Below are 13,817 nucleotides of genomic sequence, written 5' to 3'. Positions count from 1 at the left end.
GCGTGCTCAGACCGCGACCGGGGCCTTGATGGCCGGCAGCGGATCGTAGCCTTCGATGGCGATGTGCTCGTGGGTGAAGGCGAAGACATCACGGATCGATGGATCGAGAACCAGCCGCGGCAGCGCGCGCGGCGCGCGTTCCAGCTGCTCGCGCGCCTGCCCGAAATGGTTGCTGTACAAGTGCGCATCGCCCAGCGTGTGCACGAAATCGCCCACGCCAAGCCCGCAGGCCTGCGCCACCATGTGCGTCAGCAGCGCGTAGCTGGCGATGTTGAACGGCACGCCGAGGAAGATGTCGCCGCTGCGCTGGTACAGCTGGCAGCTCAGCCGGCCGTCGACCACGTAGAACTGGAACAGCGCGTGGCAGGGCTGCAGCGCCATCGCCGGCAGTTCGGCCACGTTCCAGGCCGAGACCACCAGGCGCCGCGAGTCCGGGTTGCGGCGGATCTCGTCGATGACCCAGCGGATCTGGTCGATCTCCACGCCGTCGGCACCCGCCCAGTGCCGCCACTGCTTGCCGTACACCGGGCCCAGCTCGCCGTCGGCGTCGGCCCACTCGTCCCAGATGCCGACCTTGTGCTCGCGCAGGTAGGCGATGTTGGTCTCGCCGCGCAGGAACCAGAGCAGCTCGTGGATGATCGAGCGCAGGTGCAGCTTCTTGGTGGTGACCAGCGGAAAGCCGTCATTGAGGTCGAAGCGCATCTGCCAGCCGAACACGCTGCGCGTGCCGGTGCCGGTGCGGTCGGCCTTGTCGGTGCCGTGTTCGAGGACGTGGCGCAGGAGGTCGAGGTACTGGCGCATGGCGTCGCGGGCTCGTCAGTCGGTGGTGCTGGGGCCGGAAGCGGTCGGGGGCACGGGCTGCAGGGTCGGCGAGCGCCGCGCCAGCCACAGCCAGTACAGGCCCACCAGGACCAGCGGCAGGCTCAGCACCTGGCCCATGGTCAGCCAGCCGAAGGCGAGATAGCCGAGGTGGGCGTCGGGCTCGCGCACGAACTCCACCAGGAAGCGGAACGCGCCGTAGAGCAGCGCGAACATGCCGGCAACCGCGTAGCGCGGGCGCGGCCGGCGCGAGAACCACCACAGCGCCGCGAACATCACCACGCCCTCGAGGAATGCCTGGTAGAGCTGCGACGGATGGCGCGCGTATTGCGCCAGTTCGCCCGCCTGGAACTGTGCGCGCAGCGCGGCCTCCGGCAGGCCGGCCAGGTCCGGCGGCAGCGCATTGCGGAACACCACGCCCCAGCCGGCTTCGGTCGGCTTGCCCCAGAGCTCGCCGCCGATCCAGTTGCCGATACGGCCGAAGCCCAGGCCCAGCGGCACCAGCGGCGCCACGAAGTCCATGCTGTCGAACACATGCAGGCGGCGCGCCCGCGACCACAGCCAGATCGCCACCAGCACGCCGAGCAGGCCGCCGTGGAAGCTCATGCCGCCATCCCAGACCTTGAACAGCATCAGCGGGTCGGCCAGCAGGTCGCCGAACGCATAGAACAGCACGTAGCCGATGCGGCCACCCAGCACCACGCCGAGCATGCCGTAGAACATCAGGTCGCCGAAGCCGGCGTCGTCCACGCCGGGCAGGCGCCCGGCACGGATGCGCGAACGCCCCAGCCACCACGCGCTGGCGAACGCCAGCAGGTACATCACCCCGTACCAGTGCACCGCCGGCTGGAACGTCCGCCCGAACAGCGCGAACGCCGGGGACTGGAGCGCGATCGGATCGATCAGGTGCAGGTAGGTCATGCCGTGGTCAGTCCGGAGCCACGTGGCGCAGCGCGCGGCGCTTGGCCCACAGGTTCAGCAGCTCCACGAACGCGGAGAAGCCCATCGCGCCGTAGATGTAGCCACGCGGAATGTGCAGCTCGAAGCCCTCGGCGATCAGGTACGCACCGATCAGCACGATGAACGCCAGCGCCAGCATCTTGATGGTCGGGTTGTTGTCGATGAACGTGCCCAGCGGGCGCGCCGCAAGCAGCATCACGCCTACCGCGATCAGGATCGCGATCACCATCACCGGCACGTAGTCGCCGGCCATGCCGACCGCCGCGATCACCGAGTCCAGCGAGAACACGATGTCGATGACCGCGATCTGCGCGATCACCATCGCGAACGACGTCGCCGCCTTGCCGGCGCCGCTGGCGTCCTCGTGCGCACCGGCGACCAGCTCGCGGATCTCCATCGCGCCCTTCACGATGAGGAACAGGCCGCCAAGGATCAGTACCAGGTCGCGCACTGAAACGCCCTGACCGAACACCGTGAACAGGTCACTGGTCAGTCCCGCCAGCCACGCCAGCGTGAGCAGCAAGCCGATGCGGGTGATGCAGGCCACGGCGATGCCGAACTTGCGGGCGAACTCGCGTTTCTCGGCCGGCAGGCGGCTCACGGCGATCGAGATGAACACCAGGTTGTCGATGCCGAGCACGATCTCGATCGTGGCCAGCGTGACCAGCAGGATCCAGACCTGCGGGTCGGAGATCAATTCCATCATTGCTTGCATATCCTTGGGAAATTCGTTTGGAGCTGCGTCACGCCAGGCGCGGCAACAGCAGTGCGCCCCAGACCAGCAGCACGTTGAGCATCAGCACGAACACCGCGGCGGAGCCCATGTCCTTGGCGCGTCCGGCCAGTTCATGGTGTTCATCGCCATAGCGGGCGATGACCGCTTCGATCGCGGAATTCAGCAGCTCAGCCGACAGCACCAGCAGCAACGAGCCGACCAGCAGGGCGCGCTCCACGCCACCCTCGCCCAGCCACAGGCCCAGCGGTGCCAGCACGACGAACAGCAACACCTCGAGCCGGAACGAAGACTCGTGCAGCCACGCCGCGCGCAGGCCCTGCATCGACCAGCCCGCGGCCTTGAGCATCCGCGCAGGCCCCCTGGGCATGTGTCCGGTTTCGTCGGCCATCACAGGAACTGCATGCTGATTCGCTGCCGCGTCCGACCAGAAGGTGGCAATTTTGCCACAAGGGCGGTTCCGGGGCCTGATCGGCTTCAGGTTGGCGCGTCGGGGCCGCGGCGCGGCAACTCCGGCCCCCGGCAGCGCGCCCGCCGTGGCCGTCTGTTTGCCCATGGGGATGCGTGCGCGTTCACTCCGCGCGCAGGCCCGGGCTGAGAGCATCCGCACTCACCGTATCGGGAACACGCATGCACCGGCACGCTGCTATCCTCGGACCGTTCATCGCACTCGCAATGGGAGCCACCATGAACCAAGCTTTCGCACAGGCCGCGCCCCGGCAGATGCACACCGGTGACACCGGCTATGCGCTGTTGCTCGAAGCCGCCAGTGCGCCGTTGCACGCGCGCCTGGGCGACGGGGTGTCCTTGCAGGTCGAGCGCCTCGACCGCCTCGGCAACTGGGCGTTCGTGCTCGGCACCATGCGCGCCGCGGGCGGCGGGCGCGTTGATTACCAGGGCACGCCGTTCGCGGAAGCCGCAGCGCAGGGTGGCATGTCCGATGTCTACGTCGCGCTGCTGCGCCGCGAACCGGATGCGGATGGCGCCAACCAGGCCGCGGCGGCAGCGCCCGCCGCGGCAGCGGCGCGCGACCAGGCCGGTGATGGCGACGATGACGCTGGTTTCCCCGCCGGCAGCTGGACGGTGCTCGATTACGCGATCGGCCCGGGTGACGTCGTCTGGCTCGACTGGCCGCAGGAACACGCCGCCCCGCGCGCGCTGTTCGGCTTCTGAGCCGACGCCGGCAATGACGGAAAGGCCGGGCAATGCCCGGCCTTTTGCATTCCCGTACCGCGGCCCGAATCAGCCCCTCGGGCTGATGATCTCGTAGTTGCCGGAGGCTCCGCCCCAGCTGATGCGCTGCGAGCCGTCTGCATTGACGTTGTTCGAGCCGATGAAGGTCGGCCTGCCGTTCTCCATGCCTGCAAACAACACCACGTGCGACTGGCCGTTGCGCTGCATCAGCACCACGTCGCCCGGACGCGCATTGGCCAGCGAAACCGTCTGCCAACCATCGGACTTCAGGTTGTTCGCCAGCGTGTTGACCGACGCGCTGGCCTGGCCGGCATCGATCAGCCCCGCCTTCTGCAGGCAGGCGGACACGAAATTCGCGCAGTTGACGTTGTTCGGCACCCAGCTCTGCATCGGCAGCTCGCTGCTGTGCTTAAGCTCGCCGGCGTTGCGGCCGATGAACTGCTCGGCGATCGCCGCGGCATTGTTGCCGCCCACCCTGGACGACCCGCCCACGTCCTGAGTACCGGCCACCCCGCCCGAGCCGCCGATCCCTCCCCCATTGCCCCCCGCGCCCGGAATGTTCAGCGTATCGCCGGCGTAGATCAGGTCGGCATCCTTGATCTGCGCGTTGCTCGCCATCAGCGCGTCGACGCTGGTGCCGTAGCGCTGCGCGATGTGCGACAGCGTGTCGCCGCTGACGATGTGGTGGCTGCTGCCGATGGCGGTCATTGGCGTCTCCGTTCCGCGGTCTGCGCGGCTGCGTGGTCTACGCAACGGAGTCTCGGTGCGGGGGCCACCAGCCACAACCCGGGGGCGGCCCCTATCGGGTTTACCCGAGGTGGCACGCACGGCTGCCGGCTGCCCGGCGCCTCGGCCTACTCCTCGCGGAAAATCGCCGTGCCGCGCGAACCGTCGGGCTTGACCCAGCCCCGATACATGCCTGACGTGTTGAACGGCATGGCGATGTTGCCGTCGGCATCGAGCGCGATCGCCCCACCGTCGCCGCCGAGGCCGGGCACTACGTTCATCAGCACTTCGTCGGCCGCCGCCTGCAGGCTGTCGCCGCGGTAGGCGACGCGCGCGCAGATGTCGTGCGCCACGGCAGCGCGGATGAAGAACTCGCCCCAACCGGTGCCGGACACGCCGCAGCGATCGTCGGCCCAGGTGCCCGCGCCGATCACCGGCGAATCGCCAACGCGGCCCCAGCGTTTGTTGGTCATGCCACCCGTCGAGGTGGCGGCGGCGATGTGGCCGTGCGCATCGAGCGCCACCGCGCCGACCGTGCCGAAGTACGTGCCCTTCAGGTCCGCCGGATCGGCGGCGCCGGAGTGGCGTGCCGCCGCCTCGCGCGCCTGCGCCTGCTCGAGCTGCTCGCGGCGGTGGTCGGTATCGAACCAGCGGTTGTCGACCCGGTCGAGTTCAGGCCGGGTATCGGCGAACGCTTCCGCGCCGTCGCCGATGAGCATTACGTGCGGCGAATGTTCCATCACCGCGCGCGCAAGGCGCACCGGGTTGCGCACCGTGGTCACGCCGGCCACCGCGCCCGCACGGCGCGTGTGGCCTTCCATCACAGAAGCGTCCAGCTCATGGCGTCCCTCGGCGTTGAACACCGCACCCTTGCCGGCGTTGAAGCGAGGCGATTCCTCCAGCGCGCGCACGGCGGCCTCGGCCGCGTCGAGCGCGCTGCCACCGCGGGCGAGCACGGCGTGTCCGGCGTCGAGCGCACGATCCAGATCGGCGCGGATCGCCCGATCCTCGCCGGCATCCAGCGCATCGCGTTCGATGACGCCGGCACCACCGTGGATCACCAGGGCGGTGGGGCGGTCGTTGGCATGGGCAGGACTGGTCATGGCGAGCGTGGTCGTCAGCAGGAGGGCGATCAGGCGCATGGCGGATCCCCGTGGGCGGGCCACAAGGATAGCCGACCGCCGCGCGCGCTACTGCGAGCGCAACGCCTCGATCGGGTCCAGCTGCGATGCCTTGCGCGCCGGGTAATAACCGAAGAACAGGCCGGTCGCGATCGAGAACCCCGCGGCCAGCGCGATCACCTGGCCGTTGAGCGCCACCGGCAGGTCGCCGAACCTGGCCACCAGCAGCGCGCCCGCGATGCCGATCACGATGCCGAGCGCACCGCCGATCAGTGACAGCAGCATCGCCTCGGCCAGGAACTGCCGGCGCACGTCGGTGGGCCCGGCGCCGACCGCCATGCGCAGGCCGATCTCGCGGATGCGCTCGGTCACCGACACCAGCATGATGTTCATGATGCCGATGCCGCCGACGATCAGGGAGATGCTGGCCACCGCACCCAGCAACAGCGACATCAGCCGCGTGGTGGCGGTGCGCGTGGCGACGATCTCGCTGATGTTGCGCACGCTGAAATCGTCGTCCTTGCCTGGCCCGATGCGATGGCGCTGGCGCAGCAGCGCCTCCACCTCGCCCTGCGCGTAGCCGAGGTCGTCGGCGTCGGCCACGGTGAGCGCGACCTGCATCACCGCCCCCGGTGGCAGGCCCATGGCGCCAAGCAGGCGGCGCCGCGCGGTCTGCAGCGGCACCATCATCACGTCGTCCTGGTCCTGGCCGAAGCCGCCCTGCCCCTTCGGCGCCAGGGTGCCGGTGACCACGAACGGCACACGGCCGATGCGGATGGTCTGGCCGACGCCGGAGTCCTCGCCGAACAGCTCGCGCCGCACGGTATCGCCGAGGATCACGCCCTTGGCGGCGGCGCTGTAGTCCTGGGCGCCGAAGGCCTCGCCCTCGGCGATGGTCCAGCCGTTGATGTCGAAGAAGTCCGGCTGCACGCCCTGCCAGCTGGTCGACCAGTTGTTCTCGGCATACACCACCTGGGTGCCGCCGCGCAGCGCGCCAGCGACGTACTGCACCTCGGGAATTTCCTGGCGGATCGCGTCCACGTCGCCTTCGGTGAGCGTGTAGAAACTGCTGGCGCTCATGCGCGCGCCGCCCTGGCCGCGGCCCGCGCCCGGCGAGATGTCCAGCCGTTGCGAACCAAGGCCGGAGACCATCTTGTCGATCTCGGCCTGCGTGCCCTGGCCGACCGACACCATCACGATCACCGCCGCGATGCCGATGATCACGCCCAGCGAGGTCAGCACGCTGCGCATCCAGTTGCCGCGCAGCGCGTGGGTGGCGGTGCGCAGGATGTCGCTGAACTTCATGGCGTCGCCTCGGCGTGTTCCGGGTGCAGTTCGCCGTCGCGCATCACGCAGATGCGATCGGCATGGGCGGCGACTTCGGCGTCGTGGGTGATCAGGATCACGGTGTGGCCGTCGTCGCGCAGGCGCTTGAACAGCGTCAGGATCTCCTCGCCGGTCTTGGAGTCGAGCGCACCGGTGGGTTCGTCGGCCAGCAGGATCGGCGGCCGGTTGATCAGCGCGCGCGCGATCGCCACGCGCTGCTGCTGGCCGCCGGAGAGTTCATTCGGGCGATGCCCGCCGCGTTCGCCAAGCCCCACCGCGGCCAGCGCCTCGCGGGCTCTCTCCTGTCGCTCCGCCGGCGGGATGCGGGCGTAGCCGAGCGGCATTTCCACGTTCTCCAGCGCGGTCATGCGCGGCAGCAGGTGGAAGCCCTGGAACACGAAGCCGATCTTGTCGCGGCGCAGGATCGCGAGCTCCTCGGCGTCCAGCGCGGACACGTCCACGCCGTCGCAGAGGTAGCTGCCGGCGCTGGGCTTGTCCAGGCAACCGATCAGGTTCATCAGCGTCGACTTCCCCGAACCCGACGGCCCCATGATCGCGATGAAGTCGCCGCGCTCGATGCGCAGGTCGACCGCCTTGAGCGCGACCACCTCGGCTTCGCTGCCGGGCGAGTACACCTTGCCCAGGCCGCGGGTCTCGATCACCGGGACGCGGGTGGTCATTTCGCGGGGCGCTCGCCGGTCACCAGCAGGTCGCCGGCTTCGAGCGCACCCGACAGCTCGGTGTCGGTGCCGTCGCTGGCGCCGACGCGCACCAGCACGGGCTGCGGGCTGCCGTCGACGAGCTTGTATACGGTGGCGCGCGTGGCGCCGACCAGCGAGGAGAGCGCGGCATCCCACCTGGCCGCCTGGCTTTCATCGAGGCTGCCACGGAAGCCTGCGAAATCCTCGCGGAAGCGCTGCAGCATGCGCTGGCGCATCTGCGAGGCCGCACCCGCGGCGCCGCCGGCGGACATCACGACCATCCGCGGGCCGCCGCCCTGGCCGCCCCCCTGGCCACCACCCGCGCCGGCGGCACCGGGCCGCGGCGCGGCCTGGCGTGCGACCTGGCGCGCCTGAACCGCCGCAAGCGCTTCGTCGAATGCCGCCTGCTGCGCCGGGGCCAGGCCCAGGTCAGCAGCTACCCGCGCGAGGTCCGCGGAGACACCGTTGCGTGCCCCGCCCGGCGGCATGGCGGCTGCTGCACCCTCGGCGCCGGTGGGCTTGTAGCGCAGCGCGGCGTTGGACACCTTGAGCACGTCATCGCGGCGGTTGACCTCGATCTCGGCGTTGACGGTCAGGCCGGGCAGCAGGGTGCCGTCGCTGTTGTCCACGGTCACCACCACCGGATAGGTCACCACGTTGCTGGTGTTGGTCGCGGCCAGGCGCACCTGCTCCACAACGCCGCGGAACTGGCGATCGGCGAATGCGTCAGCGGTGAAACTCACGCCTTGGCCGGCCTTGACCTGGCCGATATCGGCCTCGTCGACCGCCAGCTCGATCTTCATCTTCGACAGGTCCTCGGCGATGGTGAACAGCTCCGGTGCCTGCAGGCTGGCGGCCACGGTCTGGCCGGCCTCGATGGTGCGTGTCAGCACCACGCCGTCGACCGGCGAACGGATCACCGTGCGGTCGAGGTTGATGCGCGTGGTGCGGGTGGCGGCGGTTTGCTGCTGGATCTGCGCCTGTGCCGAGCGCACCTGCGCCTGCGCCTGCTCGCGCGCCGCGCGCGCAAGATCGATGTCGCTGCGCGCCACCAGCTGGCGGTCGCCAAGTTCCGCCTTGCGGCGATAGTCGAGTTCGGCGTTGCGCAGCGTCGCCTGCGCCTGGCTGAGCGACGCGCGTGCGCTGGCGATCTGCGCCGAGCCCTGTTCGATCTGCGCCTGGTAGCTGCTTGGATCGATGCGCGCGAGCACCTGCCCGCTTTCCACCTTGTCGTTGAAGTCGACCAGCACTTGGGTCACCTGGCCGGAGATCTGGCTGCCCACCACCACGGTGGAAATGGCGCTGAGCGTGCCGGTGGCGGAAATCGCCATGCGGATGTCGCCACGCTGGACCTCGGTGGTGCGGTACGCGCCTTCCTCGCTGGCACCGCGCGTGCCGCTCCACCACGCGCCAGCCGCGGCAAGCGCAGCGATCGCAACGGCGACAAGGATGTACGGCCGGGCGCGACGCCCGGCGGGCTTGGATCGTGTGCTCATGCGGTCTGTGGCTGCTGGCTGGGGTCGGGAGGCTAACGCATCATCGCGGCCTGCGTTGACCGCGTGCGCGCAACGCACGCAACCGGATCAGTGTTTCGCCCGCGCCGCCCCGAATTCGATGGTCACCGTGGTGCCCTGCCCCGCAACGCTGTCGATGCGCATCGGCCAGCCTGCGCGCTCGCTCAGCTGGCGCGCGATCGCCAGGCCCATGCCCTTGCCGCCGACGTACTGGTCGGCGCGGTAGAAGGGCTCGAACACGCGTTCCAGCACCTCGTCATCCATGCCGATACCGGTGTCGGTGATCTCGAGGCGATTGCGCCGCACGACCACGTCGATGCGCCCGGATTCGGTGAAGAAGCAGGCGTTGCGCAGCAGGTTGCCAACCATCACCGCCATCGCGCGCGACGATCCGCGCAGTCGCGGCGCGGCCTCTTCGTGCAGCGACAGCACCACGCCGGGCTTGTCGGTGAGCATTTCCCGCGCACCCTCGACCGCAAGGGAAACCATCGGGAGCAACTCGAACTCCTCGTCGGGGCCCGGCACGTCTTCGCGCGCCAGGATCAGGAACGCATCAAGCACGCCTTCCATCTCGCGCGCGGCAAGCTGGATCCGGCTGAGCGAACGCTGCATGCGCGGGGGCGTTTCCGGATCGCCGCGCAGCATGTCGGCGGCCACGCGGACCACCGCCAACGGCGTGCGCAGTTCGTGGCTCGCCTCGCGCGTGAAGTCACGCTCGCGGCGCATGAACGCCTGGGTGCGCTCCGTCAGGCCGCGCAGCGCATCGCCGAGCAGCCGCACCTCGCGCCCGGCCTCGCCCGTGAGTTGGCCGGGATCGATGGCGTCGAGATCCGGCGCGCGCGGATCCCATCGCGCCACCTCGCCCGCCATCTGCGTGACCGGCAGCACCATCTGCCTGGCGATGCGGTAGCTCAGCCAGCTCACCGCGGCAATCGCCAGCGAGGCCAGCAGCACCGCGATGAACAGCGTCCAGGTGGCCACCCGGTCGACGAGCGCGAACGACATGGTGATGTACAGCCGACCGTCGCGGCGTTCATCGATCAACAGGCGTTGGCGCACGCCGGCGATGCGCAGGTCGTGCAGACCCGGCGCCAGACTGGTGTAACTGTCGGGCACCGCCCGATTCCCGCCCCCGGAAGCCGGCACGAACCAAGCATGCACCGTCGCCGTACCGGGGACCGGGTGCGCGGGATCGTTGGCGCGCCCGTCCCAGAACGCGCGCGCCTCGGCGCGGATGCGTTCGGCGGTCATCCAGTCCCGCGCCAGCGACCCAGACCCGTACAGCACGACCACGACCGCGAACACCGCGAGTACCGCCTGGACGATGAACACGCGACGCAGCTTGTGCGGCAACCCTTGTGGCATCAACGTGGAACCGTCAGGCCGGGGGCTGTTCGATGTCCGCGATGCGATAGCCGGCGCTCTGCACGGTATGCAGCAGCGGCTTGTCGAACGGCTTGTCGATGGTCTTGCGCAGGTTGTAGAGATGGCTGCGCAGCGTGTCCGAATCGGGCAGGCTGTTGCCCCAGATCTCGCGCTCGATCTCCTGGCGGTTGACCACCCGCGGCGACTCGCGCATGAGGATGGTGAGGAGCTTCAGCCCGATCGGCGACAGCTGCAGTTCGCTGCCGCCGCGCGTGGCGCGGAGGCTCGCCGGGTCGAGGACCAGGTCGGCGACCTTCAGCACCTCCGAACCCACCTGGCGCCGCTCGCGACGGATCAGGGCACGCAGGCGCGCCTCGAGCTCCTGGATCGCGAACGGCTTGGTGAGGTAGTCGTCGGCGCCGGCACCCAGGCCGGTGAGCTTTTCGTCCAGCGTGTCACGCGCGGTCAGCATCAGCACCGGCGTGGACTTGCGGGCTTCCTCGCGCAGGCGCTTGCAGACTTCGATGCCGTCAAGCCGCGGCAGCATCAGGTCCAGCACCACCACGTCGTAGTTGTTCTCCGCGGCCAGGCGGTAACCGTCCAGGCCATCGGCGGCGTAATCGACCTCGAACCCCTTCCCCTCCAGGTACTCACCCACCATTTCCGAAATATTGCGGTTGTCCTCGACGATCAGGACAAGTCCACCCGGCTCCTGCGATCCGCGCATATGTGCTCCACTCCAAGGCAGTCTTCAGCTTTGTGAAAGGCTGCCGTGTGGCAGGTCTACGCGCCGTGAAGGCCCGGAGAAAGATCGCAAAAAAACCCGTCAGAACGGAATCCGGCCGGTCAGGATGTCCTTGAACATCACCCAGTCGCCGGCGAACGAGTACAGCGGGTGGCGGAATGTGGCCGGGCGGTTCTTCTCGAAGACATAGTGCCCCACCCAGGCGAACCCGTAGCCGCAGGCCAGGGCGGCCAGTACCCACCAGGCGTTGCCACGGAACATCGCCATGGCGACGCAGGCCAGCGCACCGCAGCTGCCCGCGAAGTGGAGCCGTCGCGAGGTGCGGTTGGCGTGCTCGGACAGGTAGAACGGATAGAACTCGCGGAAACTGGTGAAGCGCGACATCCCGGCCCCCGTCCTCAGTTGCTCTCGCGCGCCTTGGCGAGATCCCAGTAGCGATCCTGCTCTTCCAGCGACAGGCACTGCAAGCCGGTGCCGTCCGATGCGGCCATCGCCTCCATGCTGCGGAAGCGGCGCTCGAACTTGTGGTTGGCGCGGCGCAGCGCGGATCCGACATCGACCTTTGCGTGGCGGGCGAGATTGGCCGCGACGAACAGCAGGTCGCCGATCTCCGCTTCCAGGCGATCGCGGGCCGCGGCGTCATCCGCGTCGCCCGCCACCGCGTCGAACTCGACGCGCACTTCCGCAAGCTCTTCCTCGAGCTTGGCGAACACCGGTGCCGGCCCGGGCCAATCGAAACCGACCCGCGCCGCGCGATGCTGCAGCTTGGTTGCGCGCTGCCACTCCGGCAGGCCGCGGGCTATGCCGGCGAGCGCCGAGGTGTCGGCATCGCCGGCGGCCGCGCGCTCGGCGCGCTTGATGGCGTCCCACTCGCGCAGCACGCCTTCGGCATCGTCCTGGCTTGCATCGCCGAACACGTGCGGGTGGCGGCGCTCCATCTTGTCGGCGATCGCGTTGGCGACGTCGCCGAAGGCGAACGCACCCTGCTCCGCCGCCATCTGCGCATGGAACACCACCTGCAGCAGCAGGTCACCGAGCTCCTCGCACAGCGCTGGCAGGTCGCCGCGGTCGATCGCGTCGGCGACCTCGTAGGCCTCCTCGATCGTGTACGGCGCGATGCTCGCGAAGTCCTGCTCGAGATCCCACGGACAGCCGCCATCGGGATCGCGCAGCCGCGCCATGATCGCCAGCAACCGCTGCATGGGGTCGAGTTGTCCGTTCACGTGTTGCTCCTGGGCACGCGCCTAGATCCAGTCACGCCAGGGCAGCTGCGGATCGCCGAGCGCGATGAAGTCGCCGTTGAGCAGGGTGTCGCGCTGGTTGTAGCGGAACGGGCGGCCGCGCGGATCGAGCACGCAGCCGCCGGCGGCTTCGAGGATCGCCTGGCCTGCGGCGGTATCCCACTCGCTGGTCGGGCCGAAGCGCGGATACGCATCCATGCCGCCCTCGGCGAGCAGGCAGAACTTCAGCGACGAGCCGAGGCCGATGGTGGCGTGTTCGCCGATGCGCGCCATCAGCGCGGCGGTGCGCGTGTCGAGGTGCGAGCGGCTGGCGGCGACCGTCAACGGCATCGTGGCCGGGCGCCGCGTCTGGATCGCGCGCTCGCCGTCGGCGTCGCAACGCCACGCGCCCACGCCAGGCGTGCCGTGCCAGAGCACGCCGGTCACCGGTGCCTGGATCACGCCGAACACCGGCACGCCGTCATCGACCAGCGCGATGTTGACGGTGAACTCGCCATTGCGCTTGATGAACTCGCGGGTGCCATCGAGCGGATCGACCAGCCAGAACGTGCGCCAGCCGTGGCGCGTGGCCGGCGGTACGTGCGCCGACTCTTCCGACAGCACGGGAATGTCGGGCGTCAACGCGGCAAGGCCCGCGACGATGCAGCGGTGCGCGGCCATGTCGGCGGCGGTCAGCGGGCTGGCGTCGGCCTTGTGCTCGACCGCGAACTCGCCGGCGTACACCGCCATGATCGCGGCCGCGGCATCGCGCGCGACGGCCAGCACGCCGGCGCGCACGCCCTCAGCCAGCGGCATGGTGCGCCAGCCAGTCGCGGACGATGAACAGCGCGGCGATCGAGCGGCCTTCGGAGAAGTCCTCGCGCAGGATCAACTCATGCAGGCGGTCGAAGCGCCATGGCACGACCTCCAGCTCCTCGGGCTCGTCGCCGGGCAGGCGCTCGGGATACAGGTCGCGCGCCAGCACGAGGTGCGTCTGGTGGCTCATGTAGGTCGGCGCCAGGGTCAGCGCGCGCAGCACGTCGATGCGCTGCGCGCCGTAGCCGGCTTCCTCCTTGAGCTCGCGGTTTGCGGCCTCGACGGGCGTCTCACCGGCGTCGATGCGGCCCTTGACCAGGCCCAGTTCGTAGCGGTGCACGCCGGCGGCGTACTCGCGCACCAGCAGCACCGTGTCGGCGTCGAGCATCGGCACCACCACCACCGCGCCATGGCCGCGGCCATGCAGGCGCTCGTAGCGGCGGCGCTCGCCGTTGCCGAACTCGATGTCCATGTGCTCGAGGCGGTACGGGCCGGCATCGCTCTCGGTGATGCCGTGGATGATCGGCAGCCGGCGGCTCATCGCGACGTCCACGCGGCCGCTCGGGCGATAATGCAG

The 13,817-nt window shown here is 69.6% G+C and carries 16 protein-coding genes; 1 reads left to right on the top strand and 15 read right to left on the bottom strand.

Annotation, left to right across the window (positions count from 1 at the left end; all coding sequences use genetic code 11):
• Positions 1-6: 6 nt before the first annotated feature.
• Genes JHB91_RS13190 through JHB91_RS13175 form a run of 4 tightly spaced genes read right to left on the bottom strand, consistent with a single transcriptional unit; the run spans position 7 to position 2,903 of the window.
• Positions 7-801 (bottom strand): thymidylate synthase, encoded by a 795-nt coding sequence (locus tag JHB91_RS13190; protein WP_199373329.1) that lies wholly within the window; start codon positions 799-801, stop codon positions 7-9.
• A gap of 15 nt (positions 802-816) precedes the next feature.
• The gene (lgt, locus tag JHB91_RS13185) at positions 817-1,740 is read right to left on the bottom strand and encodes a prolipoprotein diacylglyceryl transferase (protein WP_199373330.1); all 924 of its coding nucleotides are present in this window, start codon (positions 1,738-1,740) and stop codon (positions 817-819) included.
• Between the two features lie 7 nt (positions 1,741-1,747).
• Positions 1,748-2,485 (bottom strand): TerC family protein, encoded by a 738-nt coding sequence (locus JHB91_RS13180; protein ID WP_199473186.1) that lies wholly within the window; start codon positions 2,483-2,485, stop codon positions 1,748-1,750.
• 37 nt (positions 2,486-2,522) lie between these two features.
• Positions 2,523-2,903 carry a diacylglycerol kinase gene (locus JHB91_RS13175; RefSeq protein ID WP_199373331.1) on the bottom strand — a complete coding sequence of 127 codons (381 nt, stop codon included), beginning with the start codon at positions 2,901-2,903 and terminating at the stop codon, positions 2,523-2,525.
• A 296-nt stretch (positions 2,904-3,199) separates the two neighbouring features.
• Here JHB91_RS13175 and JHB91_RS13170 point away from each other — a divergent pair, with 296 nt between their 5' ends.
• The gene (locus JHB91_RS13170) at positions 3,200-3,685 is read left to right on the top strand and encodes a hypothetical protein (protein WP_199473185.1); all 486 of its coding nucleotides are present in this window, start codon (positions 3,200-3,202) and stop codon (positions 3,683-3,685) included.
• A gap of 69 nt (positions 3,686-3,754) precedes the next feature.
• On the opposite strand, the gene JHB91_RS13165 is transcribed toward JHB91_RS13170, so the two are convergent.
• The 11 genes from JHB91_RS13165 to nudE form a co-directional block, all read right to left on the bottom strand.
• On the bottom strand, positions 3,755-4,414 hold the full coding sequence (locus JHB91_RS13165; protein WP_199473184.1) for a LysM peptidoglycan-binding domain-containing protein: 660 nt from the start codon (positions 4,412-4,414) through the stop codon (positions 3,755-3,757).
• A 146-nt stretch (positions 4,415-4,560) separates the two neighbouring features.
• On the bottom strand, positions 4,561-5,535 hold the full coding sequence (locus JHB91_RS13160; RefSeq protein ID WP_233398742.1) for an isoaspartyl peptidase/L-asparaginase: 975 nt from the start codon (positions 5,533-5,535) through the stop codon (positions 4,561-4,563).
• Between the two features lie 87 nt (positions 5,536-5,622).
• Entirely contained in the window at positions 5,623-6,858 is a 1,236-nt protein-coding gene (locus tag JHB91_RS13155) for an ABC transporter permease (protein ID WP_199473182.1), read from the bottom strand.
• On the bottom strand, positions 6,855-7,559 hold the full coding sequence (locus JHB91_RS13150) for an ABC transporter ATP-binding protein (protein ID WP_199373336.1): 705 nt from the start codon (positions 7,557-7,559) through the stop codon (positions 6,855-6,857). Before JHB91_RS13150 ends, JHB91_RS13155 begins: the two co-directional genes overlap by 4 nt.
• Positions 7,556-9,076 carry an efflux RND transporter periplasmic adaptor subunit gene (locus JHB91_RS13145; protein ID WP_199473181.1) on the bottom strand — a complete coding sequence of 507 codons (1,521 nt, stop codon included), beginning with the start codon at positions 9,074-9,076 and terminating at the stop codon, positions 7,556-7,558. The genes JHB91_RS13150 and JHB91_RS13145 overlap by 4 nt, the downstream gene beginning before the upstream one ends.
• Positions 9,077-9,163: 87 nt before the next feature.
• Positions 9,164-10,459, bottom strand: coding sequence for a HAMP domain-containing sensor histidine kinase (locus tag JHB91_RS13140; protein WP_199473180.1), 1,296 nt, complete (start codon positions 10,457-10,459; stop codon positions 9,164-9,166).
• Positions 10,460-10,472: 13 nt separating this feature from the next.
• Positions 10,473-11,186, bottom strand: a complete 714-nt coding sequence (locus JHB91_RS13135) for a response regulator transcription factor (protein ID WP_199373339.1) — start codon at positions 11,184-11,186, stop codon at positions 10,473-10,475.
• Positions 11,187-11,285: 99 nt separating this feature from the next.
• Positions 11,286-11,588: an Mpo1-like protein gene (locus JHB91_RS13130; protein ID WP_199473179.1), complete on the bottom strand. Its 303-nt coding sequence runs from the start codon at positions 11,586-11,588 to the stop codon at positions 11,286-11,288.
• A gap of 14 nt (positions 11,589-11,602) precedes the next feature.
• Positions 11,603-12,406, bottom strand: a complete 804-nt coding sequence (gene mazG, locus JHB91_RS13125; RefSeq protein ID WP_199374286.1) for a nucleoside triphosphate pyrophosphohydrolase — start codon at positions 12,404-12,406, stop codon at positions 11,603-11,605.
• Between the two features lie 42 nt (positions 12,407-12,448).
• Entirely contained in the window at positions 12,449-13,240 is a 792-nt protein-coding gene (gene cysQ, locus JHB91_RS13120; RefSeq protein ID WP_199473178.1) for a 3'(2'),5'-bisphosphate nucleotidase CysQ, read from the bottom strand.
• Positions 13,227-13,781, bottom strand: a complete 555-nt coding sequence (gene nudE, locus JHB91_RS13115; protein ID WP_199473177.1) for an ADP compounds hydrolase NudE — start codon at positions 13,779-13,781, stop codon at positions 13,227-13,229. The genes cysQ and nudE overlap by 14 nt, the downstream gene beginning before the upstream one ends.
• Positions 13,782-13,817: the final 36 nt, after the last annotated feature.

The organism is Luteimonas sp. MC1828 (genome assembly GCF_016461615.1).
Lineage (GTDB): Bacteria > Pseudomonadota > Gammaproteobacteria > Xanthomonadales > Xanthomonadaceae > Luteimonas.
The sequence above is the reverse complement of the archived record's forward strand: the minus strand, read 5'-3'. Positions and strand labels throughout refer to the sequence as shown.

What these genes read in the sequence shown, in the direction of transcription:
- JHB91_RS13190 (WP_199373329.1), bottom strand. Translation starts at nt 801, where the DNA reads ATGCGCCAGTACCTCGACCTCCTGCGCCACGTCCTCGAACACGGCACC.
- lgt (WP_199373330.1), bottom strand. Translation starts at nt 1,740, where the DNA reads ATGACCTACCTGCACCTGATCGATCCGATCGCGCTCCAGTCCCCGGCG.
- JHB91_RS13180 (WP_199473186.1), bottom strand. Translation starts at nt 2,485, where the DNA reads ATGATGGAATTGATCTCCGACCCGCAGGTCTGGATCCTGCTGGTCACG.
- JHB91_RS13175 (WP_199373331.1), bottom strand. Translation starts at nt 2,903, where the DNA reads ATGGCCGACGAAACCGGACACATGCCCAGGGGGCCTGCGCGGATGCTC.
- JHB91_RS13170 (WP_199473185.1), top strand. Translation starts at nt 3,200, where the DNA reads ATGAACCAAGCTTTCGCACAGGCCGCGCCCCGGCAGATGCACACCGGT.
- JHB91_RS13165 (WP_199473184.1), bottom strand. Translation starts at nt 4,414, where the DNA reads ATGACCGCCATCGGCAGCAGCCACCACATCGTCAGCGGCGACACGCTG.
- JHB91_RS13160 (WP_233398742.1), bottom strand. Translation starts at nt 5,535, where the DNA reads ATGACCAGTCCTGCCCATGCCAACGACCGCCCCACCGCCCTGGTGATC.
- JHB91_RS13155 (WP_199473182.1), bottom strand. Translation starts at nt 6,858, where the DNA reads ATGAAGTTCAGCGACATCCTGCGCACCGCCACCCACGCGCTGCGCGGC.
- JHB91_RS13150 (WP_199373336.1), bottom strand. Translation starts at nt 7,559, where the DNA reads ATGACCACCCGCGTCCCGGTGATCGAGACCCGCGGCCTGGGCAAGGTG.
- JHB91_RS13145 (WP_199473181.1), bottom strand. Translation starts at nt 9,076, where the DNA reads ATGAGCACACGATCCAAGCCCGCCGGGCGTCGCGCCCGGCCGTACATC.
- JHB91_RS13140 (WP_199473180.1), bottom strand. Translation starts at nt 10,459, where the DNA reads ATGCCACAAGGGTTGCCGCACAAGCTGCGTCGCGTGTTCATCGTCCAG.
- JHB91_RS13135 (WP_199373339.1), bottom strand. Translation starts at nt 11,186, where the DNA reads ATGCGCGGATCGCAGGAGCCGGGTGGACTTGTCCTGATCGTCGAGGAC.
- JHB91_RS13130 (WP_199473179.1), bottom strand. Translation starts at nt 11,588, where the DNA reads ATGTCGCGCTTCACCAGTTTCCGCGAGTTCTATCCGTTCTACCTGTCC.
- mazG (WP_199374286.1), bottom strand. Translation starts at nt 12,406, where the DNA reads ATGCAGCGGTTGCTGGCGATCATGGCGCGGCTGCGCGATCCCGATGGC.
- cysQ (WP_199473178.1), bottom strand. Translation starts at nt 13,240, where the DNA reads ATGCCGCTGGCTGAGGGCGTGCGCGCCGGCGTGCTGGCCGTCGCGCGC.
- nudE (WP_199473177.1), bottom strand. Translation starts at nt 13,781, where the DNA reads ATGAGCCGCCGGCTGCCGATCATCCACGGCATCACCGAGAGCGATGCC.